Origin of the sequence: Bradyrhizobium diazoefficiens USDA 110, from assembly GCF_000011365.1 — a bacterium.
GTDB classification, from domain to species: Bacteria; Pseudomonadota; Alphaproteobacteria; order Rhizobiales; family Xanthobacteraceae; genus Bradyrhizobium; species Bradyrhizobium diazoefficiens.
Map to the genome: position 1 here is coordinate 8,972,459 of NC_004463.1, position 22,202 is coordinate 8,994,660.

The following is a 22,202-nucleotide window of genomic DNA, read 5'->3' on the forward strand; positions in this document are numbered from 1 at the left end:
GCGCGTCCTATCGCCGGCGGCGGAATAACGACGGCGGCCGCCTGTAGGTCGCGGCAAAAGCATCGTTGAAGCGGCGGACGCTGCCGAAGCCCGCCGCAAACGCAATCTCCGCCAACGTCATCTCAGTCTGGTCGATCAGACGCTTGGCTTCCTGCACCCGGCGGGTCGCCGCGATCTCGCTCGGGCTCGCGCCGGTGTGGCGCATGAACAGGCGCAGCAGATGGCGCGGCCCGACCCCAAGCGCTTCTGCAAGCTCCACCATCGACGCGCGATCCAGAAAACCGTCGTTGATCAGGCGCATGCCGCGCGCAACGGTGGTGGCGGTCCCCATCCAGGCCGGCGACCCCGGCGCCGTTTCCGGCCGCCAACGCAGGCATGGGCGGAAGCCGGCGCGCTCCGCAGCCGCAGCGGTCGGATAGAAGGTCACGTTCTCGGAGCGCGCGGGGCGAACCGGACAGACCGGCCGGCAATAGATCCGCGTCGAGCGGACGCCGGAGAAGAACAGGCCGTCGAACGCGCGCGCACGCGCCAGCCGCGCCCGGTCGCATGTGTCCCAGTCGAGATGTGGTGGCAGCGTTTGCCGATGTGCCGAACCTGTCGCCATCGCGGAAGAATAATGGCCGCGCGGCTCGCCGAGTAGCTGAAATCGGACTCGGTCGGGCGATGAGGTCCGAATTCAGCCAGCCCGCGCCGTCGCTCCGGATCATGGTGCCGACACATCGGGAGCACATCGCATGAGCACGCAGGCGCAACAAACGACGTCAGGACAAACCACGCTCGCGTTCGAAATCGGGCTCCTGCTGCTGCTGGCGCTGATCTGGGGCAGCTCGTTCACGCTGATCAAGGTCGCGATCCCCTCGATTCCGCCCTTCACGATGGTCGCGGCGCGGGTGACGATCGCAGCCATTCTCCTGCTCCTGATCGCTCGCGCGCAGGGACACGCCCTTCCCCGCCGGGGATCGGTGTGGGCTGCGTTCCTCGTGCAGGGCCTGCTGCAAAGCGCGCTACCGTTCACCCTGATCAGCTGGGGCGAGACGCATATCGCCAGCGGCCTCGCCGGCGTGCTCAATGCGACCCCGCCGATGTTCGTGCTCGCGATCGCGTTGACGACCGGGCGCGGGCGGCAGACCGTCAGCGGCCGGAAGATCATCGGCGTCGCTCTTGGCCTTGCGGGCGTTGCCGTGACCATGGGCGCCGACGCGCTCTCGGGGATCGGCACGACCGCTCCGCTGGCGCAAGCGGCCGTGCTGTGCGCGAGCCTCTGCTACGCGGTCGCGCCGATATGGGGACAGCGCTTCTCGGGCCTTCCCGCGATCGTCACGGCCGCCGGAGCCATGAGCTGCGCAGCGGTGCTGATGCTCCCCGCGGCCGCCGTTCTCGAACGGCCATGGACGCTGGCGCCGCCGCCCGCGCAGGCGATCGCAGCGGTGATCGCGCTCGCGGTGATCTGCACGGCGTTCGCGATGGTGATCTATTTCCGGCTGATCCACACGCTTGGCCCGCTCGGCACGACCAGCGGCAGCTATCTGCGCGCGGGCTTCGCCGTGGCGCTCGGCACCGCGTGGCTTGGCGAGCGTTTTAGCTGGTCCAGTCTTGCCGGAATGGCGCTCATCCTCGCCGGCGTGGTGGCGGTCACGGTGCCCGCTCCTGCACGGACCGGCAAGACAGCGACCGGCGCACCGTCCCGCAATTGACGGTTGCAAAAGCGCAGGTCCCCGGCGATGCTGGCGGCCGATGCCCGCCAAAGCCGACCACGACAAGACCAAGCCGGAGGACGCGCCGCACTATCACGGCCATCGCGAGCGGTTGCGCGAGCGCTTTTACAGCGCCGGGGCGGATGCGCTCAGCGACTACGAGCTTTTGGAGATGGCGCTGTTTCCGGCGCTGCCGCGGCGCGACACCAAGCCGCTCGCGAAGACGCTGATCAAGATTTTCGGCTCGTTCGCCGAGGTCGTGCACGCGCCGGTGGCGCGCTTGCGCGAGATCGACGGCATCGGCGAATCCGCGATCCACCAGCTCAAGCTGATCGCAGCCGCCGCGCATCGCGTCGCCAAGGGCGAGGTCAACAGCCGCAACGCGCTGTCGTCCTGGAACGAGGTGATCGACTATTGCCGCACCAGCATCATGGTGGTGGCCTTTGCCGACAAGGAGCAATTCCGTCTGCTCTTCCTCGACAAGCGCAACCAGCTCATCGCCGACGAGGTGCAGCAGACCGGCACCGTCGACCACACCCCGGTCTATCCGCGCGAGGTGATCAAGCGCGCGCTGGAGCTGTCGGCAACCGCCTTGATCCTGGTGCACAACCACCCCACTACCCACCCTATGATCACGTTGGATCACGTTCAATACCGATGAATCATCAACGATATATCCGATTTTTTCTTCATTGCACACAGGGGGCGGCTATGGCAAATTGGGAGCGGTAAGAGGGGTTGAAAGCGGCTTTCCGATCCCAGCAAACGATCCCCGTTTCTCCTCGACCGATCCCAGTTGCGGCACAGGAGGAAACGCCATGCCAAGCCTGACCGACACCGCGATCCGACATGCGTTGAAGCGGGTGGAGCTAAGTCAGAAACAGGAAAATCTCGCCGACGGTGAAGGGCGCGGCACCGGCCGCCTCGTGCTTGTCCTCAAGCCCATGCCGAAGCGCGTCACCGCCGACTGGATGGCGCAGCAATGGCGCGATGGGAAGCGGACCAAGAAGAAGCTCGGGGCTTATCCCTCCATATCGCTCGCCCAGGCACGCGAAATATTCAAACGCGACTTCGCCGACGTCATCCAGAAGGGTCGCAGCATCAAGATCGCTACCGACACGCGCCCCGGCACCGTCGCTGATCTGTTCGAAGGCTATGTCGCCGCGCTCAAGGATGCGAGCAAGCCGTCCTGGAAGGAAACGGAAAAAGGCCTTAACAAGATCGCCGACACGCTCGGACGCAACCGCCTCGCTCGCGAGATCGAGGCCGAGGAAATCATCGAGCTGATCCGCCCGATCTACGAGCGCGGTGCCAAATCAATGGCCGACCATGTGCGCTCCTATCTCCATGCCGCCTTTAGCTGGGGCATGAAGTCTGACAACGACTATCGGCAGCAGTCTTCCAGACGCTTTCGACTCCCTTTCAATCCGGCAACCGGCATTCCTACCGAGCCTAAGATCCAGGGCACGCGCTGGCTTGACGAAGACGAGTTTGTGCAACTCTATCGCTGGCTGGAGAGCCCCGACACGCCGGTCCACCCCTCCTATCCCCGCGCGGTGCAACTCATCATGCTGACAGGGCAGCGCGTCGAGGAGATCGCGCGGTTTCATGTCAATCAATGGGACGCCAGTGAGCGAATCATCGACTGGTCGAAGACCAAGAACCTCCAGCCGCACGCTGTCCCAGTGCCATTGCTTGCCGCCGAGCTGATCGAAAAGATCAAGCCGAACGAGTATGGCTGGTTCTTCCCCTCCGCCAAGGACCCCTCGAAGCCTGTCAGCCACGGCACTCTTTATAGCTTTGTTTGGCGGCAGCGAGATCGCGGCGTGATTCCATATGCGACAAACCGCGATCTCCGGCGCACGTTCAAGACGCTCGCCGGCAAGGCAGGCGTGTCGAAGGAAATCCGCGATCGCCTCCAGAACCACGCGCTACAGGATGTCAGCTCCAAGCACTACGACCGCTGGCACTATATGATCGAGAAACGCGCTGGCATGGCGAAATGGGACAAATTCGTGCGCGCCATGCTGGCGAAGAAGCGACTGAAAGAGGCCGCATGAGCTCGCGGCCGCGAAAGCCCCCTCGCCGCAGCGATGCGCTCGGTTCCGCTGGCGAAGTGGACGCGCAAAGCTACACGGCGTTCGTCGGGGATCTGAAGCAGAAGATCGCGGCGGCACGCCACCGAGCCAGCTTGTCGATCAACCGCGAGCTAGTGACGCTCTACTGGACGATCGGGCGCGACATCCTGGAACGGCAGGAGCGCGAAGGTTGGGGTGCCCGGGTGGTCGACCGTCTGGCTGGCGATCTTCGCCTGGCTTTCCCGGAAATGACCGGTTTATCGCCCCGGAATCTGAAATACATGCGCTCGTTCGCCGAGGCCTGGCCCAACGGCGAATTTGTGCAACAGGTTGTTGCACTATTGCCATGGGGGCATAACGTCCGTTTGCTCGACGCCGTCAAAACGCAGGAAGAGCGCACCTGGTACGCGCGGCAGGCAATTGAACACGGCTGGAGTCGTAACGTTCTTGTCCATCAGATCGAAAGCAAGCTTTTTGCCCGGCAAGGAAGCGCCCTCACCAATTTCTCGCGAACCCTGCCCGCAGAGCAGTCCGAGCTTGCCCAACAAATCCTCAAAGACCCCTACACGTTCGACTTCCTCTCGCTTGGCCCAGACATGCTGGAGCGCGACCTCGAGCGTGGTTTGGTCGAGCATCTGCGTTCACTCATCCTCGAGCTCGGCAAGGGCTTCGCATTCGTCGGCAGCCAATATCACCTCGAAGTCGGCGGGCAGGATTACTACTTGGACCTTCTTTTCTATCATCTGCGTCTTCGCTGCTTCGTGGTGATCGAGCTGAAGATCGAAGACTTCAAACCCGAATTTGCGGGAAAGATGAACTTTTACCTCTCGGCCGTGGACGAGCAATTGCGCCATCCCGACGACAAACCGACCATCGGCATCATCTTGTGCAAAGGGCGCAACGAGGTGATCGTGGAATACGCGTTGCGAGACTCCAGCAAACCGATGGGGGTCGCCCAGTATCAGCTCTCGGCTGCGTTGCCGCCACAACTCGAGGATGCCCTCCCGACGGCCGCGGAGTTCGCGCGAGAATTTCCACTGATGTCCGTGGTCAAGCTACGCATCGAAATCGAGCGCGCGGTACGCGATCTCGCGGACAAGCGAGGCGTCGCTTTCGACCGGCCGACCGGCATCATGAAAATGCTCCGTGATCTGCATCGAAATGGATCGGTGCCAAGTAGCACAGAGCAGATGCTCGACGCCCTCCACACCATGAACGAAGCTACGCATGGCATGGATGTGGACCCGGAGACCGCTGAACGCGCCGTCGAAATCGGCACGATCTTCCTTGGGGAACTCCAGAAACTGAATACAGACGAGTAAGGTGCTTTTCGCGGCAAATCCGACACCGACAAAACCCCAGAAAGCACAGGACAATCTCGTGGAAGACAGCTGGCCGACGTGGCTCAAAATTATGGAGAACGGCGCCGTCGGAGAAGCGCGTACGCGTTCTTTTCTCATCGACCGGTTCTGGGTTCTCGAGCGGAGCGTAGATACCGACGGGGCCGATTTTCTCATACAGCGACGCACCACCACGCAGCGATTTACCGATAGAGTCCCGCCGCGCGTCGGAGTGATACAGGCAAAATATTTTCAGGATCGCCGCACAACGCACTACATTCCCAAAAGCTACGTGGTTGACGACAAAGGAATGCCGCTCGAAGGCTTCTTCGCGCTTCTTCACGTCGGCCGGGAGGACGACGGCGAGATGTACCTGCTGTCGGCCCGGCAAATCGTCAACACGCTATCCATCAGCAGCACCCATTCACCGGAAAGCTACGTCGTCGGCACGACTGCGCTCCAAGGCACTTTTAGAATTAATGCCCGTAAGCTCGCACTCGATCAGATCGAGCATAGCTTGAAGAGCCAGACCTACTACCAGTCGGCCGCCTTCCTGGACAAGCTCAACATTCCCTATCGGCGCTTCAGCGAAGACGACATCGACTTTCCTTGGACACTTCCGCTTCCGAACCCCGTCGGTGAAATCCCGAAGATGTTTGTTGAGCAAAAAGAGGAGCTCAGAAAGATCGTTTTCGACATGGAGGAGGTGTTGGGAGCCATCGACGCGGTCCTTACAGAAAAAGACCCGCGTCGAGCGCTCGAGCTGATGGACGCGCTGCGTTACCATGTCGATGGTTACGGCAAGATCACCTTCGGCGGCCGGGGAGACTTCAACTGGGGCGATTTTCCAGACGCCCTCGACACCCACGACCGCTGGCGCCAAGGCCTCCAGACAGACGGACTGCTAGAGCCTTACATCGCAATGGGCGATAAACTGCAAGTGGCTCTTGTATCCCATACAGCCGCTCATCCGCTAACCGATAAGGGCAGCTTCCTCCAGGCGATCATTGAATATGATCGGGATACGCTCAACGTCATTGAGCTGTCGGTCAAATCGGGCACGGCCGCCGAGAGGGAACCGGAAATCAAGACCCCCGGGCATGTCCGCATGGCAAGCTCGCTCGGCGAGTGGGTCCCACGCAAAATCAAACCGATGGACTACACGATCGAGAACGTCTGGTGGAATGTCATGCGCTACGTCATCGAAGAGCGCTATCCCGACCCACACTTCGACTAGCTTGCGGCAACTCCCTGCACGCGCAACGCCAGGGCCTTCGGCCCTGTTGTTGCTTGATCGCGAGATTGTCGCGTAGCCTCCGTGAGTCGCTTAACGGCGATCTAACCGGCGATAGTATCGCTTCTGTCCGTTACTCGGATCAACGTAGGTAAAGCAGTCCGCGAGACTATCAATGCTCTGCAACACCCCCAGCAAGGCGTAGGCGTTGAAAGGCGTCCCCGCGCCGGTCTCGTAGTGGCTGACGAAATTCCCAACGATCGATGGCACATGATGGTTTTGGAGATCGGCGATCTGCTGAGGCGTCAGCACACACCGATTGGCCGCATGATAAAGCTTCACGGCCTCGCCGATTGCGTCGATGTAGGTCGAAAGCGTCCGCTTGTCACCACGGGTGGCATAGTCCGGTGGAACAGGGATCTCCAACTTGGCGATAATCTGTCCCAGCTTGTATTCGAGATATTGCCGCAGGATCGGCGCACCAATATCGATCTGGCCAGCATTCAGGTGCTGCAACGCCTGCGCCTTGAGACGATCCGCCTCCTGGGCCGATACCATGAGCCGCCCCTTTGGAGGCATGCCTTGGAGCTTCTGGTGATGCCAATCCGCAGTGCCATTGAGCTTGTCGAAGTACTTCTCCAGGCTGGTGTCATGGCTCAGGAAAATGAACTGCAGCCCGTCCGGCACAGCGCCATAGCGTAGCAACGTCCGCACGGCGTCCATCAACGCGAACTGGTGACCAGCGTCAAAGCTCGATGTCACGTCGTCGAGCACCATGAAGCGCGGAACACCGCTGTGCTTGGTCGCGGCCGCGAAGAAAATCGCAGCCGCCACAGCGTTCCGATAGCTTTCCGAGAGTAGAGCCCGGGCACTGAGGTCCTGTAGGCCGAAGAAGTCCGCGAGCTTTAGATCAACGTTTTCGCTGTTCTGCGCGCGGCTCAGGGTCGGCTTCACATCGGGACCGCCTCGCACGAACCGGCCGAACAGATCCTGACAAGCGGTCTGAATCTCGCCAATCCGCTCGTTGGCCAGTTCGGCTTCGGCATCAGCAAAGCTTTGGCCGGCGCGCGTGATGAATGTCTTCCAGCGATTCAGAACCTTGAGCTTGTCCTGTTTCACCTTGAGCACCGGCTCGCCGCTCTCGTATTCCAGCACGGCATCGCGGAACTGCTTTGCGAAGCTGAGGATGCGGGTTACCTGCACCAATGAGGGAGGCAAGCGCGCCTGCAACGCGTCGGCCTCACCTCGCACCCGAGCAAGAGTTTCGCCACGCTGCGTTTCAAGAACCCCGAGGCGCGCCTTGATGATCTCCAGGTCGGAGGTCGCCAAATCCCCCTTCTTGGCGGCCAAATCGAACGCTACGTGCAAGCGATCACCCGTCGCGATCGCCATGGCCGGCGCCTCTTCAAGCTTGCGTAGCTTCGCGATCCCAGGCGCTGTGGCGACATCGTTGATGAGTTCGGCCCCGAGCTGAGCGGCTACATCGTATTTAGCGATCTTGCCTTCCAGCCGCGGCTTTAGAGCATCACTACCTTTCGCCTCGCAAACTGGGCATTGATTCGGGTCGTGCCAATCGGAGCCGGACACCACAGCCAGCGCATCGCGCAAAAGGGCGTGCAATGCTTCCGCGCCGACGCTGCGCACGGCCTCGTCTCTTCTTCCGGCCAACTCGAGCAGCCGATCAACGTCGGCCAATTCCTCTACCGTGACCTCAAGCCCCGCCAGCGACGTGGCGGAGGTCGTTAGCGTGTCCAGCGTCTTTCGCGCTTCGCCGCCTTCCTGTTTCTCGATCGCCAACTCTGCCGCTTCGAAATCGAGATCCATTACCGAGGCCTCGCCGATCAATGGCTTGAGCAAGGCGATGGCGGATAAGGCGGCGGTTACCGCCGCCTTCAGATCGGAGAGTTTATCGACGGCGGCGCTTCCCGCTCCGGCGACCTCGTCATGCGCCGCAATGACACGCCGCTCGATCGCACTCAACGCGCGCGCGCCTGTGGTCACCTCGGCATCAAGCGCGGAGAGGCCCAGATCACTGTTGACGTTCTGCGTTCGCTTGGCGCCGTCCAGAGCCTGACGTAGCCGGGAGTATCGGCTCAGTCCCACGAGCGATGCGAAAGAACGTCCCCGCTCCAAGGCGGAGATATCGATGAGCTTTGCGAACCGATTATAGTCGACGAGGACGAAATCCTCCTGCAGGCTCGCGAGGAACTGCTGCGGGTCGGCATGACCGCTCGGCGAAGTCACTAGGCGCGCACCGTTGGCAGCCCGCACCACCTTGATCGCCACATCTGGCGAGGCGTCATCGCTGGCGAATATCAGATCAACCGTCGCTTGCTGCCCGGGATGGAAGCGATTCACGATATAGCTGTCGCCCTGCTCGGCTTCCTGGAGCGCCTTCAGGCGCGGGACAATGCCGTGGATCGCGAAGCAAACGGCTTCGAATATGGAGCTTTTACCGACGCCGTTCGGCGCATGCACCGAGTTGACGGCGTCAGATTTGAACTTGAGGACGAGCGGGTCACCGTCATTATTGATCCCACGAAAACCCTCGATGGACAGGCTGCCCAGGAAATACCGCGTCATGCCTTGTCCTCGCCCAGAGGGATGGACATGCCATCAAGCGCATCCAGTACCGCCTTATGAAACTCGCCGATTGTTGCCCGGCTTGGCGCGGTGTCACCTCCCGAATCCAGCAGATGCAAATTGTCGAAGAGGATCTTCGCGCATTCGGGATCGATCTGTACAGCCTCGGCCCTAAACAAAGCGAGATTGTCCTCGAAAGTATTTTCCAGCTTAAACTTCATACGCTCCCCCGACTTCCGCCCAATGCACTTCTATTTGATTTCAGTGCGCGCGTGCAATTCTGCGACGATCAAGCGATTGCGTCTCATCATCAGGCTGTCTCTGTTTCGTTGTCGCTCTTGCGAAGCTTCCGCCATGCCGGAAGGATGAACGGCTGCCCATGATCGATCGGCACGCGCATGGTGGTCTCGCCATATTCACCCGGCGGCCCTAGTGCTACGACCTGACGGCTTTGATAGGAGAACGGCTCGTCCGGCGGTGCGACCGTGTAGCGCTCCGGCAATCGCCTCAGAACCGAGGTTCGATAAATCCAGATGTCGTTGCCCTTGAGAAGGACGATGAGCTGTCGCAGGCGCCGGCGAACCGCGATCTCCGTCGCGGGGGGAATGTCGACGAGAATATCTCGCTGCGACCAGGACAAGCCAACGAGGATATCGAAAAGCTCCTGCGCATAGGCTCCAGTTTCCTCATCGAGCGTTGTCTCGATAATGCAGGCCACGTCGTGCGAGCGGGCCGCCTCCGTATAGAGCGCGCCCTCGTCCGCTGTCGCACTGGCGATGTCATAGTCGTTGCGGGGGATGAGCCGGTCCTCATCTTCCATCAGCGCGGAAAGGACTTCCGGCGCACTTACGGTCGGCGTCATTTCCGAAAGCTCGGAGCCAAGGATAATGCGTTCACGATGAACTTGCAGCGCTTTTGCCAACCGTTCAGCCGTTGTCACTGCAATTGGCGCATTCTCATTCTCGATCATACGAAGCATGCGAATGCTGACACCGATTTCACTCGCCATTTCCTTTTGGGTCGACAGCCTTTCAAGCTGCTCCCTCAGGGCTTTCACCGCCTTCCCGTTCGGCACGACCTTCCTCATCTCAACCTCATCCCGTGTATTCGATGACTCAAAATTTACATGAGGGAGCCTGGCAGCGTGAGGCAGCCGACCGGAATCGGAGCGGCACACTGGCGGCAAACCAGCAAACTGGGCAATTCAACGTGCAGTACCCTTGACTAGGCATTTATGACCGGCCATTTATGACCGGTCAAGGAGACCTTTATCATGCTTCGTTACAATCCGGAGAAATTCGCCTCGCTCTCGGAGTCCGACATCGGTCAGCGGATTTGGTCGTTTCTTACGAAGCCCGCCACTATCGCTCGCTTGGAGACGGCCTCGGAGCTCGGAAAGCCTGCCGTCGAGGGCATCGAGGAGCAGCTTCTGGAGGAGTTTCGCGAAGATGTTCTGGTTGACCGCGTCAAGCAGATGGTCGGCCACATGGTCAGGCAGATATTGGAACAGCGCGATTGGGTTCTCGACCAAAGCGACGTGAAGGTTCAGTCGGTGCCCTTCAGCAAGGCGGCACGTTACAGGCGGCCCGATTGGATCACCTTCCATGCCTTCCGCAATACCAAAGACCCGCGCGACGTCGTCATCACCGACCGTCGGCAGAACGCGCCTCTGCCGAAAGACGCTCGCTGGACCTTCTACGCAACCTTTGCCAGCCCCTTGAAGGCGGCGGTTGCGTTCGGCGTCAATGACACCCCCAAACTTCGCCGACAAGTGCAGACCCACGGTTTTCACCGTGTCCACATCCCGCGAATGCTGCGACGCGCCTAATCCAGGAGAAATTGAAGGCATGATGCAGTTCAACGACAGGTGCGACAGAGCGGATACCCATCGCCGAACGCGAGCGGCCATCGCACGCTTTTATTGAGCCATAACGAGACCGCCAGATATGGAAACGTTCAACCTTGATCCCCGTCAACTTGCCCGGATCGAAGCCGTTCATCGCTGGTTCCTCTATCAGCACCTCTATGCCGCCGCGTGTCTGTTTGATGCTGCCCGGGCCGGTGTGACCCATGTCATCGTCGAGAATGATGAAGACGTCGAACTCGTCCAGCCTGACAGACGAATCTACCTACAAGTCAAAACTCGGGCATCTAACCTTATTCTAAGCGACATTGATGGCGCACTCTCAAGGTTCGCGGCTATTAGACAGGAGCACGAGGAAGGTCGACGGAGCGGTTCATGCCAGTTCGTCATAGTATCGAATAGTGCGCCTGGGCCGGAATTTGCCAAGCTTATCACAGGTAAAGAATGGCCGTCCGACACCAGGCTCCATTGGCCGCAATCACCGGCGGTAGACGAAGCCCTTCCCTTGCCGTGGAGGACCATCGCGGATGGTTTCGAGGCGTGCCGAGCGGCTGCCGAAACGCTTCCTTTTTCCGTATTGGCTCCAGAAACCCTCGTCTGGAAAATCGCTGGCCGGATGATGGCAGCAGCGGGTGGGATTGAGCCAAGCTCCAATCACACGTTCACGGTTGAGGAATTACCGGCACTCTTCGAGCAGCTTGTTGTCCAACTCCAAGATTTTCCTGCTCCGCCGCTTCGATATCGTCCGCAGGAACATGAACCAAATCTGGCAAATGGCCAACGCGTGCGGCTCGTCGTCGGCCTCTCCGGTGCAGGAAAGACGTCCTGGGTTTCTCAGACAGCTCTGCATACTTCTGACCGTCTGGCATATTACGATATTGCCGAGATATCCGGCCCTGCGCTGGCCAATGCCGTCGCACGCGAACTTGCAGCTCGCATCTTCGGATCGCGTGGCGGCAAGCTAGGCGAGATCTTGTTACCGGGCGCAAGCGGCACCGAAATCCTGTTTGCGATCGGTCGCCACCTAGCCGAGGACAAACTCACCGCGACTGTGGTGTTGGATAACGCGCATCGCATTGCAGCCGCGGATTTGGTTTCGCTGGTCGGGGCCTCCGATCAGCTGCAGTTTGTGCTTCTCGCCCAGCCCAGCGCAACGATCGCCCGAATCGAGGCAACGCTTGGCGTGAAGGCGGAGTTGCTTCTCGGCTGGTCCAATGAGACGGCCGCGGCCGAGGGAGCGTCGCTCGGATGCCGTGGGGATTTCTCAGACTATGAGCGCTTGTTGAAAATCACTGGTGGGCTGCCGCTCTACGTCCAGAATGCGCTGAAAATTGCGGCTGAAAGCTACGAGGGGGTGGTCACCCGAGTCTGCGCGGCGCTTGAGGACCGCACCCATATTGTCGAGACTGCGCAAGAACTTATTCTGTCAGATGTCTTCGACAGATTTAACGACCCTGAGCGCCGCGCTGTCGCGGCGCTCAGTCTCAGCGACGTCCCACTGACTCAATCCGAAGCCAGTGTCGTATTGAAGCGCGCCTTCGACCTCGAGCCGGAGATCGCGGCCACGGCATTCAGGCGATTGCGAACAAGCGGTACAATCCAGATTTTCGGTGTCGATCGTTTCAAGATTCACGATGCGATGAGACCGCTCGGCCGCACCTACCTGAGTGACGCCGGGGGTGAGCATCTGCAAAATGCACGCGAGGCCATTCGCGACCTCCTTATAAAGGCACTACCCAACGATCACGACCGTCAAAGAGTTTTTCTTCTCCTGAGGATGTTTGTCGCTCTTGGGAACGTGAAGCCTCTCGTTGAGATGGCCACCGACGAGATATTTCACGAACTAGTCATCTGGAACGGAAGTTCGTGACATTAGTTGATCGCTCGGATCTCTAGAGAGGAGAGCGCTCGTGGCGAATGCAGGTGTGAAAGGCCGGCCGATCGCGCCGTTGGTGCTGAGTTCGCAGGAGCGGGCGTACTTGGAGAGGCAAGTTCGTCGTCATCGTGTAGCCCGATCGCTATCTGAGCGATGCCGCGCGATCCTGCGGTGTGCAGATGGTCTGCCAAGCAAGTCTGTGGCTGCCGAACTTGGCATCCATGAACACACCGTCGGCAAGTGGCGCCGCCGATTCTTGAAGGATCGTTGTGATGGCCTGCTTGACGAAGCCCGCCCGGGCCGCCCTCGAACCATCGACGATGATCAGGTTGCCGAGGTAATCGAGCGGACATTGCGTACGACGCCGCCCGACGCAACGCACTGGTCGATCCGCTCGATGGCTGCGGATACTGGCTTTTCTCACACCACGATCCGCCGAATGTGGACGGCGTTCGGCTTGCAGCCGCACCGCAGCCAGACATTTAAACTATCGAGCGATCCGCTATTCGTCGATAAGGTGCGCGATATTGTCGGGCTTTATCTGTCGCCGCCTAACCGAGCCGTTGTCCTCAGTGTCGATGAGAAAAGCCAGATCCAGGCACTCGATCGCGAGCAGCCGGTCTTGCCGATGATGCCTGGGGTGCCGGAACGTCGCACGCATAGCTATGTGCGGCATGGTACGACCACGCTGTTTGCCGCGCTCGATGTCGCTTCCGGCTTCGTCATTGGCAAATGCTACAAGCGCCATCGGGCGCTCGAGTTCTTGAAGTTTCTCAAAGAGATCGACGCTCAAATCCCTGAGGGGCTCGCTGTCCATATCGTCATGGACAACTACGCTACCCACAAGACCCCCAAGATTAAAGCGTGGCTCGCTCGCCGGCCGCACTATCATGTCCACTTCACGCCGACTTCCGCGTCGTGGATCAATCAGATCGAGCGCTGGTTCGCTGAACTCACCAGAAAGCAGATCCGGCGAGGTGTTCACACCTCCGTCAGGCAGCTCGAAGCCGACATCCGTACCTTCATCGAATTGCACAACAACAACCCGAAGCCCTTCAAATGGACCAAGTCCGCAGACCAGATCTTGGCTTCCGTCAAACGCTTTTGCCACAAAGCCCAGCAGACTTTATGTGGCGAACTTTAGATTCATGTGACTAGGGCGCGGACTCATAACGAGCGGCGAGCCATAGCCGGATAGATGCAAGTTGGATGAAGGCAAGGTAGTTTCCAGCAAGCCTGTCGTAGCGCGTCGCCACCCGACGGCATTGTTTGATCCTGTTGAAGAACCGCTCGACGCGGTTGCGGGCGCGGTAGAGATACGGGCTGAAGCAGATCGGATCGGTCCGATTGCTTTTCGGCGGGATATTGGCCCATGCGCCCTTTTTCATGGCAAGCTCCCTGATCCAGTCAGCGTCGTAGCCGCGGTCGGCGAGCAGCATTGATCCGGATCTCAAACGAGAGAGCAGTTTACCGGCAAGTCGAACGTCGTGCACCTCGCCAGGACTCAACGCAAGTTGTACCGGTAGACCATTGCTGTCGACCACCGCGTGGATTTTGCTCGTCAGACCGCCGCGTGACCTTCCCATCGATTGACGCCAGTTTCTTGTGATGCAGGCCCCATGTTGATGTACGCGAACAATGGAAGTGTCGATCATCTGCACGGCAGCATCATGGGCGCCGGCCAGTGCGCTCATGAGCTTGGCCCACACGCCGGCCCGTCGCCAGCGAACGAATCGATTGTAGCAAGTGGTGTACGGACCGAAGTTTTCTGGCAGGTCGCGCCATGGCGCTCCGGATCGCAAGACCCAGAAGATGCCGTTGAGGACACGACGGTCATTCACCCGCGGCACGCCGCGCGACTTATTCGGCAACATCGGCTTAATGACGGACCACTCATAGTCCGTGAGTTCGTAGCGCATGATTCGGCCCCTTCCGTTGTGTGGCTTGAATCATGGCTCGGCTGTCGGGCTCAACTGGTCGCTATGCACTCGAAAGCCGACCGATTATGCTCACCTTGAGTTTTGTCGTTCCTGACCCAATGTATGGTCCGGCCGTGCGTAGCAAGAGGTTCGTCGATCAGGTGGTGAGTGGTCTTGCATCAATGTATCCGGCCTTTGATTGGAGCATTCTCTCCGGGCCATCATGGATATCAGCGCGCGTGCGTTCTCATTAGCGGACAGGCCTCGATTGGGCCATTTGGGTCACCAGTGTTCGCATGCGCCGGGAAGACCGAACCTCCATCTCGTCTCATCCTCTCGCAGACCTTGGCTGGAACCTGTTGATGGGGTTACGTCATCGCTTGCTCCTCCTACCTCGCAGTTCCTGTGTTCGAGCCGGGGGCCGTTCCTTCGTCCCGGCCCGCAGGACGTGCGTCGCGTCGCGCGCACGGGCGGTCAAGGCCGGCCGTTGCGCTTTGCTTGCGGCTGGCTCCGGCGTTGCCAGGCCGCGCCTTGACCGCCCCGAGCACGGCGCGACGATCAAGCGGATTGGACGTCTGCATCGTTGGTCCTTGTCAGCTCGAAGGCGCGTCCTTTAGCCAGCACCGCCCAGGCGATGCGGGCAAGCTTGTTGGCGAGTGCGATCGCTAGCACGTTGTGGTGCAATCGCTTCTTGGCGGCTTCGATCCAGGATCTGAGTCCGTAACGTTCCCAGTTCTTGATCCTGACCAGCACCACCCATGCCGCCTGCACGAACAGAACGCGCAGGTAGCGATTGCCGCGCCTTGAGATTTTGCCGAGGATCGTGCGGTCTCCCGTCGAGATCTGCTTGGGCACCAGTCCGAGCCAGGCGCCGAAGTCACGGCCTTTGGAGAAGACGTCTCCAGTGCCGATCGCGGCTACCATGGCGCTCGAAATGATCGGCCCGATGCCAGGCACCGTCATCAGGCGCGAACATGCCTGATCTTGACGGGCCAGTGCTTCGATCTCGCCGGAGAGGCTATCGATGCGCTGATCCAGCCGGCGCCAGTCGCCTGCCAACTCCTCGATGACACGCAACATGCGTGGCGACAGGGCATCGGTGCGCGTGGCAAGGATGGTGGGCAGTTCTGTGCGCAGGAAGCCGATACCCTGGCGCACCGCGATCCCGCGTTCCAGCATGAAGGCGCGAATCTGGTTGATGATGCCGGTGCGTTGCGACACCAGCCGCTCGCGCACCCGATGCAGCGCCTGCAGATCCAGTTGCTCCGCGGTCTTGGTCGCCACGAACTTCATCGTCGGGCGTTGCACGGCTTCGGCAATCGCTTCGGCATCATTGAAGTCGTTCTTCGGTCCTTTGCTATAAGGGCGGACATATTTGGCCGGCATCAACCTGGCATCGTGACCTAGCGATGCGAGTTTGCGGCTCAAATGATGTGCGCCGACGCAGGCTTCCATGCCGATCAGGCAAGGCTGCATATTGGCGAGCCGCGCCTCCACCTGGCCACGCGACCACTTTTGCCGCAGCACGATGGCGCCGCGCGTATCGTGGCCCACGACGTGGAACGAGTTTTTGCCGATATCGATGCCGATCACGGCGATCGCAGTACTGGGTGTCTGGGACATGGCGTGCTCCTTGTCTTGGCGCCCCTGGCCAGCTTATCGCTGGCGGGGCAGGAGCACGGCCGGACCATCCCATTAGCAGATCTGAGGCGTTGCGCCGAGCCCCGCGAAGTAGCCAACGTGGTGATCTTTCTCGATAGGACGGCGCCAGCGCGATGGCTGGGCCGTCCTGACGGCTGATGCGGGGACCATCAATCGGCTAACCGGCGGTATCGAAGACAGCTGCCGGTCCTTCATGATGAAGGTCCGTCAAACGTGTGCTACGCAGTGGTTTGCACAGAAGAGCGACGCAAGCCGGTGCTCCATAGCCAAACGGCCGAAACCATAAAGTAGAAGGCACCGAACGCGGCGTAGCCGGCAACGTCACTAATCCCGACATTGGTAACAACCCCCGCCCGGTAGACGAAGAAGCACCCCGCCAGCGCCGACTGTGCGCCGCTGAGGATCATCGCCCATTGTGCGCCGGCCGATCCCCAGCGGCCCACGCCGGTCGCAAGCTGAAGAAGCCCCGCGACGACCGCCCATGCCCCGAAGATCAAAAGCACGGCATTCATGCTCCGCGTCAGCGCGATGGTGACCGCTATTGCAGTAATAATGCTAATGATGACATTGACCATCTGGCTCTTGCTCGAAGCAAGCCCACTGCTGCGTTGCGCGTCGAGATAGTTGGCGAGGGCATCCCACAAGGGATAGGCAACCAGCAGGATGGCCGCGAGATGGGAACGGTCTCTGGCGATCGTCAAGGCCGCAACCGCCCATAGAGCCGCGACGGCAGAGCGAATGAAATAGTAGCGCTTGAGCCAGGCATTGGCTTTCGGAGAAGGACGTGTAGTGCTGAGCGTCATGTGGTCTCTTCCTGGATGGCAGTTACCCGTCCGCCTGGTCATTATGTTTTCACGCCACGGCGTAGCAGAGGGGAAGCATCATGATTGTCGTTTCGCCTCCTTTGCGAGGCGGCGTCGGACAGGATGTAACCAACTACGAGGCGATGCCGGGAGCCGTTACTGAGGCCGAACGAAAATTTTGGACGGTCCTCACAGCCTGAGCAACGCAGGCCTGCATATAAATCGACTATTGCAATTAGGAACCGTTTGGTTTATATTGCCCGTATGATGACCATCAATACCAAACTTCCTGTGGGACGCCCCCGTGAATTCGATCTCGACGAGGCGGTGAGGCGAGCGATGCAAATCTTTTGGGATCGTGGGTTTCACGACGCATCGTTGCCTGATCTGCTTGCCGGAATGCAGCTTTCGAAGGGCAGCTTCTACAAGGCTTTCGGTGACAAGAAATCTGTCTTCCTGCGCGCCCTCGAGTTCTACACCGACGATGGCGTACGAAACGTCCAGGAGGTTCTGCGATCAGCCCCCTCGCCGAAGGCGGCAATCCGCAACGCGTTGGTGCGGTATGCGGATTTGTCGTCTGGGAAAAAAGGGGTGCGCGGTTGTTTCGGTGTGTTGACGGCTGCCGAGATGTTGCCGGGAGATCCCGACATCGCAGAGGTGATCAAGCGTCTTTTCTCCAGGCTTCAAGCCCTGTTCGCTGCAACGATCGCGAAAGGACAGGCCGCCGGCGAAATCGCCAATAGGTCCGATCCTGAAGTCATCGCGCACTTTATCGTCTCACATGCACAAGGCATGCGGGTGCTTGGTAAAGTTGGATCACGCCGCGACGAGATGCTGAAAGATGCCGATCTCCTGATGGAGATGCTTTTTTAAAAGCAAAATTAGGAACCAATTGGTTCCTATTGCAGTTGTGCCGATGGCACGCTTGGCTTTCCTGGGAGCTTCAATGTTCGGATATCAGCAACAGAGTCACCGATTGGACTGCGGCGAAGGTTACGGTTCGATATGAGGAACTCAGATGCCAGGCGCTCTATGCGGTTCTCGGTATTCGGTGCAATGGCGATCGTTCTCTCGGGTTGTGCCAGTCGCAGCGGCCTCGTCGAGGCCGATATCATCAGCACGCCGAGTGAGTACGCGCAACTCGTCGACGGAGTTTACACCTTACCAGCCGTCGACATATCCGGCGTCGATCCGGCGATGTTGCGCCAGCGCGTGGACTATACGACGAATGAGCCTGTCGGGACGATTGTCATCGATACGGCTGCTCATCAGCTCTATCTTGTCGAGGGCGACGGAAAGGCCATGCGCTACGGCATTGGCGTTGGCAAGGATGGTCTCGCTTTCGCAGGCACCGCGACCATTAGGCGAAAGGCGGAATGGCCGCATTGGACTCCGACCAAGAACATGATGAATCGGGAGCCTGCGCGCTATGGCCATCTCGCCAGCGGAATGGCCGGCGGGCTTGGCAATCCCCTTGGACCACGCGCGCTGTACCTCTTTCAGGGCGAACGGGACACGATGTTCCGCATTCATGGGACGACCGAGCCGGAGACGATCGGTCGCGCCGTTTCGAGCGGATGCATTCGACTCATCAACCAAGACATCATCGATCTCTATAGCCGGGTCAAGATCGGCAGCCGCGTCGTCGTCATCCAGGGCGGCCGAGCGGTGAGTTCTTGAGCATGGCCTCTGATCGCAGAGAGTCGGTCGGCCTTGGCCGATATCACGGGTCGCAATAGCGGCGAACGATTTGCATCGTCTGATAACAACTCGGAGAAGAAAGCATGAAGACTTGGCTCATCACAGGCTGCTCAAGCGGCTTCGGCCAGCGGCTCGCGCTCGCGGCGGCGGAGCGCGGCGATCAGGTCGTCGCGACGGCCCGCAGTGTCAAGACGATCGAGGATATGGCCGAGCCTTTCGACGGCCGCATGATCACCGTGCCACTGGACGTGACCGATGCGGCGGCAGCCAAGGCCGCGGTCGCAAAAGCGGTCGAGACCTTCGGCGGGTTCGACGTGCTCGTCAACAATGCCGGATACGGACTGCATGGCGCGATTGAGGAGGGGACGTCTGACGAATACCGGCCGATGTTCGAGGTAAACCTCTTCGGTTTGATCGAAGCCACCAGAGCCGCCCTGCCCGTCATGCGGCGCTCGGGCGGAGCGATCGTCAATATGTCGTCCGTCGCCGGCATCTCGGGCGGCGGAGGCGGCGGTTACTACAACGCCGCCAAGTTCGCCGTGGAAGGGATTTCCGAAGCGCTCGCCAGCGAGTTGAAGCCGTTCGGCATCCGAGTGCTGATCGTGGAGCCTGGGCCGTTTCGCACCGATTTCCTCGGCCGTTCGATCACAGTCGCCGCCAACGAGATGCCGGAATATGCCGGGACCTCGCGCAGGCACTATCGCGAAACCAATAACGGCAATCAGGCGGGCGACCCCGACAAGGCGATCGCAGTGATCCTGCGCGCCGTCGACGACGACGACGCCCCGCTTCACCTGCCGCTCGGCCCGGTCGCGCATGCTGCCGCCGAGCGAAAGCTGGCTGCCTTCCGCAGCGATATCGACGCCTGGCACGACATCACGATCGCTACCGATTTCGACCCGCCCGGAACGCGGGTCGCGAGCTCCGATCGAACGTCAACATCGACGGGACAGCGACCATGATCGCGACTCTGAAGGGTTTTGCCCAACAGCTGGTGCCGGTGAACGGCATCAAGATCAACGCCGTCACGGGCGGCTCAGGCCCGTCGATTCTTCTGCTGCATGGCTGGCCGGAAACATGGTGGGAATGGCACCATGTGATGCCGCAACTGGCCGCGCATTTCAGCGTGGTCGCGATCGATCTGCGCGGCGCCGGCTTTTCCGACTGTCCGCTCGGCGGCTACGACAAGGCGACAATGGCGCGCGACGCGCACGAAGTGATGGCTGCCCTTGGCCATCAACGCTACGCAGTGTGCGGCCATGATATCGGCGGAATGGTGGCCTTGCCGCTGGCTGCTGTCTATCGAGAGGCCGTAACCCACCTGGCCGTTCTGGACGTTCCGCTTCCCGGCTGGAGCGGATGGGAGGCGACGATCGCAACGCTCTGGCACTTTGGTTTCCACATGAGCCGGGATCTCCCCGAGCGCCTGATCCATGGCCGTGAATACGACTATGTTTCGAGCTTCATGGCCGAGCGGTTCTACGATCACAGCAGCTTCGATCCGGCGGATGTCGAGATCTACGCCAAAGCAATGGCGCTCCCCGGCCGCACCCGCGGCGGCATGGAATGGTATCGCACCCTCGCCGCCGACCACGCAGCGGCGCTTGAGTACAAGAAGCAACCGCTCGAGATCCCGGTGCTGGCTCTCGGCGGGGATCATCGCTTTGGTCCGCATATGGTGCCGATGGTCGAGGAATTCGCCAGCAACGTAACGGGCGGCTCGATCGCCCGCTGTAGCCACTATGTCGCGGACGAGCGGCCGGATGCAGTCGCAGCCGCTCTGATCGAGTTCATCGGAGCCCATTGAAACTCGGCGCCCGTGTCGTTGTGGGCCGGAGAAATCGCGACACTGCGGCAACAGAGCCCCGCACTCATCACGATCGATCAATTCAATCAGAAAGGACAACCCGTCATGACCACACCTATCATCCGCGGCGTCAACCATATCGGCATCACGGTGCCCGACATAGAAGCCGCGAAATCGTTCCTGGTGCAAGCTTTCGGCGGCCAGGTGATCTATCAGTCCTTCGGGCCGCAGGATCCGCCGCGGCAAGGCCCCGAATTCGAGCGGGCCGTCGGAGCGTTCCCGGGAACGGTCGTGCGTGGACAGGCGATGGTCAAGATCGGCACCGGACCCGACATCGAGCTGTTCGAAATGCACGGCCCCCAACAAGCCCAGCCGATCCGAGCGAGCGACTTCGGCATCACGCATTTCGGTGTCTACACCGACGACATCGACGCCTCGGTCACGCGCTTCGAAAAGGCCGGAGGCACACGCCTCACCGCGCCGCGCGCGATTCCTTACGCAACCGAGAAAGGTCTTGGAAACAAGGTCTGTTACTGCCGAATGCCATGGGGCACCACGATGGAATTCATCACCACGCCAGATCGCATGCCTTACCACGACCAGACGGCCTTGCGGAGGTGGCAAGACGAGGATTGAGATGAGCGGGACGGCGCCGGCTCGCGCCGTCGACATGCAGGTTGCACGGCACCGGCTGGGCGCTCGGTCCTCCGCGCGTCTTTTCGAAACAGAGTCCAAGCCGCCGTCTCATCCTCGATATGTGCCCGAATCGGCGGGGCAGCGCGATGCCGGACGATTCACACGGTTCGCGTAAACCGGGCAAGGGCCGTCCGGCGGCCGACATACATATCGATCGCAATCATAAACAGCGGACGCGCGCTGAATGCGAAGGTTCTGTAGAAAGTCGTCTGATGGCAAATGCAACAATGGTCGTGACCTGCAGCGGCGGCACATACTTCGATCGCGACTATTATGTCGACGTGCATCTACCGTTGGCGCTCGCATGCTGGCAGAAGCATGGCCTCGAAAGCGCCGCCGCCTTCTTCCCTCGAGACGTCAATTCGGTAGATGTTTCCGTCGGGTTTTATCGGTTTCGCGATGAGGCTTCGCTTCACGCTGCGCTTGCATCCGCCGACACCGACGCAATTATGGACGATGTCCCCCGATTTACTGACGCCAACGTTACCCGAATGATCGGAGCCCCGCTCTGACGGGCGGATGTCGCGATGCATCCCGTTAACTCGTCAATTCCGACTGGCAGGATCATACGCCTTACCAGTGGACGAAATTCCTGACATTGACGCCGGTCGCGGCCAAGCGTCGACCCATCTCGGAAGTCCGACAATGTCCGCTTTCGCGCCGTTGTTGGGGGACAAGCGGACATAGGTGCGCCTACTCTCAGCGGCAGAGTTTATGAGTACGCACCCTAGTTTACAAATGATCGTTTTACGTTCTTGCGGCGCCCATGGTTGTCTTTGGGCACGAGAGGGCGATCGGCGGACAGTCGAAGCGGATCTCGTAGTGCGGTGGCCAGAAAGCGACATCGCAAATACATAGGAAGAATCCGGACATGAACAAAACCCAGATACATTCCTTCGTGCTTCCCGATGCAGCAAAAGCATTTTTGCAGAAGGAACTAGCTCC

Annotated in this window: 21 protein-coding genes; 14 read left to right on the plus strand and 7 right to left on the minus strand. The window is 60.2% G+C overall.

Features of this window, described 5'->3' with window-relative positions; translation table 11 throughout:
* Positions 1-7: 7 nt before the first annotated feature.
* On the minus strand, positions 8-604 hold the full coding sequence (locus tag BJA_RS41465) for a bifunctional transcriptional activator/DNA repair enzyme AdaA (protein WP_011090892.1): 597 nt from the start codon (positions 602-604) through the stop codon (positions 8-10).
* 130 nt (positions 605-734) lie between these two features.
* Between BJA_RS41465 and BJA_RS41470 the strand changes: the two genes are divergently transcribed.
* The 5 genes from BJA_RS41470 to BJA_RS41490 all read left to right on the plus strand — a co-directional run bounded on the left by BJA_RS41470 (position 735) and on the right by BJA_RS41490 (position 6,349).
* A complete protein-coding gene (locus BJA_RS41470) occupies positions 735-1,694 on the plus strand; it encodes a DMT family transporter (RefSeq protein ID WP_011090893.1) in 960 nt (319 codons plus the stop codon).
* A gap of 40 nt (positions 1,695-1,734) precedes the next feature.
* A complete protein-coding gene (locus BJA_RS41475; protein ID WP_011090894.1) occupies positions 1,735-2,355 on the plus strand; it encodes a JAB domain-containing protein in 621 nt (206 codons plus the stop codon).
* 157 nt (positions 2,356-2,512) lie between these two features.
* Complete coding sequence (locus BJA_RS41480; protein ID WP_011090895.1) at positions 2,513-3,754, plus strand: tyrosine-type recombinase/integrase; 1,242 nt, start codon at positions 2,513-2,515, stop codon at positions 3,752-3,754.
* Positions 3,751-5,094, plus strand: a complete 1,344-nt coding sequence (locus BJA_RS41485; protein WP_014498593.1) for a PDDEXK nuclease domain-containing protein — start codon at positions 3,751-3,753, stop codon at positions 5,092-5,094. The genes BJA_RS41480 and BJA_RS41485 overlap by 4 nt, the downstream gene beginning before the upstream one ends.
* Before the next feature lie 58 nt (positions 5,095-5,152).
* Positions 5,153-6,349: a hypothetical protein gene (locus BJA_RS41490; protein ID WP_225163673.1), complete on the plus strand. Its 1,197-nt coding sequence runs from the start codon at positions 5,153-5,155 to the stop codon at positions 6,347-6,349.
* A gap of 90 nt (positions 6,350-6,439) precedes the next feature.
* On the opposite strand, the gene BJA_RS41495 is transcribed toward BJA_RS41490, so the two are convergent.
* From BJA_RS41495 to BJA_RS41505, 3 genes are all read right to left on the minus strand, one after another.
* A complete protein-coding gene (locus BJA_RS41495) occupies positions 6,440-8,929 on the minus strand; it encodes an AAA family ATPase (RefSeq protein ID WP_011090898.1) in 2,490 nt (829 codons plus the stop codon).
* The gene (locus BJA_RS41500; protein WP_014498594.1) at positions 8,926-9,150 is read right to left on the minus strand and encodes a hypothetical protein; all 225 of its coding nucleotides are present in this window, start codon (positions 9,148-9,150) and stop codon (positions 8,926-8,928) included. Before BJA_RS41500 ends, BJA_RS41495 begins: the two co-directional genes overlap by 4 nt.
* A gap of 89 nt (positions 9,151-9,239) precedes the next feature.
* Entirely contained in the window at positions 9,240-10,016 is a 777-nt protein-coding gene (locus tag BJA_RS41505) for a helix-turn-helix domain-containing protein (RefSeq protein WP_014498595.1), read from the minus strand.
* Between the two features lie 186 nt (positions 10,017-10,202).
* On the opposite strand from BJA_RS41505, the gene BJA_RS41510 reads away from it, so the two are divergent.
* The 3 genes from BJA_RS41510 (at position 10,203) to BJA_RS41520 (ending at position 13,813) form a co-directional block, all read left to right on the plus strand.
* On the plus strand, positions 10,203-10,757 hold the full coding sequence (locus BJA_RS41510) for a hypothetical protein (protein ID WP_014498596.1): 555 nt from the start codon (positions 10,203-10,205) through the stop codon (positions 10,755-10,757).
* 118 nt (positions 10,758-10,875) lie between these two features.
* Complete coding sequence (locus BJA_RS41515) at positions 10,876-12,663, plus strand: ATP-binding protein (RefSeq protein ID WP_011090901.1); 1,788 nt, start codon at positions 10,876-10,878, stop codon at positions 12,661-12,663.
* A 40-nt stretch (positions 12,664-12,703) separates the two neighbouring features.
* Positions 12,704-13,813, plus strand: coding sequence for an IS630-like element ISBj5 family transposase (locus BJA_RS41520; protein ID WP_011085265.1), 1,110 nt, complete (start codon positions 12,704-12,706; stop codon positions 13,811-13,813).
* 10 nt (positions 13,814-13,823) lie between these two features.
* On the opposite strand, the gene BJA_RS41525 is transcribed toward BJA_RS41520, so the two are convergent.
* The 3 genes from BJA_RS41525 to BJA_RS41535 all read right to left on the minus strand — a co-directional run bounded on the left by BJA_RS41525 (position 13,824) and on the right by BJA_RS41535 (position 17,053).
* Positions 13,824-14,588: an IS5 family transposase gene (locus tag BJA_RS41525; RefSeq protein ID WP_011090902.1), complete on the minus strand. Its 765-nt coding sequence runs from the start codon at positions 14,586-14,588 to the stop codon at positions 13,824-13,826.
* A gap of 558 nt (positions 14,589-15,146) precedes the next feature.
* A complete protein-coding gene (locus tag BJA_RS41530; protein ID WP_011088795.1) occupies positions 15,147-16,211 on the minus strand; it encodes an IS110 family transposase in 1,065 nt (354 codons plus the stop codon).
* A gap of 257 nt (positions 16,212-16,468) precedes the next feature.
* A complete protein-coding gene (locus tag BJA_RS41535) occupies positions 16,469-17,053 on the minus strand; it encodes a DUF308 domain-containing protein (protein ID WP_009734588.1) in 585 nt (194 codons plus the stop codon).
* A gap of 264 nt (positions 17,054-17,317) precedes the next feature.
* On the opposite strand from BJA_RS41535, the gene BJA_RS41540 reads away from it, so the two are divergent.
* The 6 genes from BJA_RS41540 to BJA_RS41565 all read left to right on the plus strand — a co-directional run bounded on the left by BJA_RS41540 (position 17,318) and on the right by BJA_RS41565 (position 21,769).
* Positions 17,318-17,926 carry a TetR/AcrR family transcriptional regulator gene (locus BJA_RS41540; protein WP_011090904.1) on the plus strand — a complete coding sequence of 203 codons (609 nt, stop codon included), beginning with the start codon at positions 17,318-17,320 and terminating at the stop codon, positions 17,924-17,926.
* 159 nt (positions 17,927-18,085) lie between these two features.
* Positions 18,086-18,733 carry a L,D-transpeptidase gene (locus BJA_RS41545; protein ID WP_014498601.1) on the plus strand — a complete coding sequence of 216 codons (648 nt, stop codon included), beginning with the start codon at positions 18,086-18,088 and terminating at the stop codon, positions 18,731-18,733.
* 104 nt (positions 18,734-18,837) lie between these two features.
* Positions 18,838-19,716: an oxidoreductase gene (locus BJA_RS41550; protein ID WP_011090906.1), complete on the plus strand. Its 879-nt coding sequence runs from the start codon at positions 18,838-18,840 to the stop codon at positions 19,714-19,716.
* Entirely contained in the window at positions 19,713-20,561 is an 849-nt protein-coding gene (locus tag BJA_RS41555; protein ID WP_011090907.1) for an alpha/beta fold hydrolase, read from the plus strand. Before BJA_RS41550 ends, BJA_RS41555 begins: the two co-directional genes overlap by 4 nt.
* 105 nt (positions 20,562-20,666) lie before the next feature.
* Positions 20,667-21,197, plus strand: coding sequence for a VOC family protein (locus BJA_RS41560; RefSeq protein ID WP_026192141.1), 531 nt, complete (start codon positions 20,667-20,669; stop codon positions 21,195-21,197).
* A 146-nt stretch (positions 21,198-21,343) separates the two neighbouring features.
* The gene (locus BJA_RS41565; protein WP_223153792.1) at positions 21,344-21,769 is read left to right on the plus strand and encodes a hypothetical protein; all 426 of its coding nucleotides are present in this window, start codon (positions 21,344-21,346) and stop codon (positions 21,767-21,769) included.
* Positions 21,770-22,202: the final 433 nt, after the last annotated feature.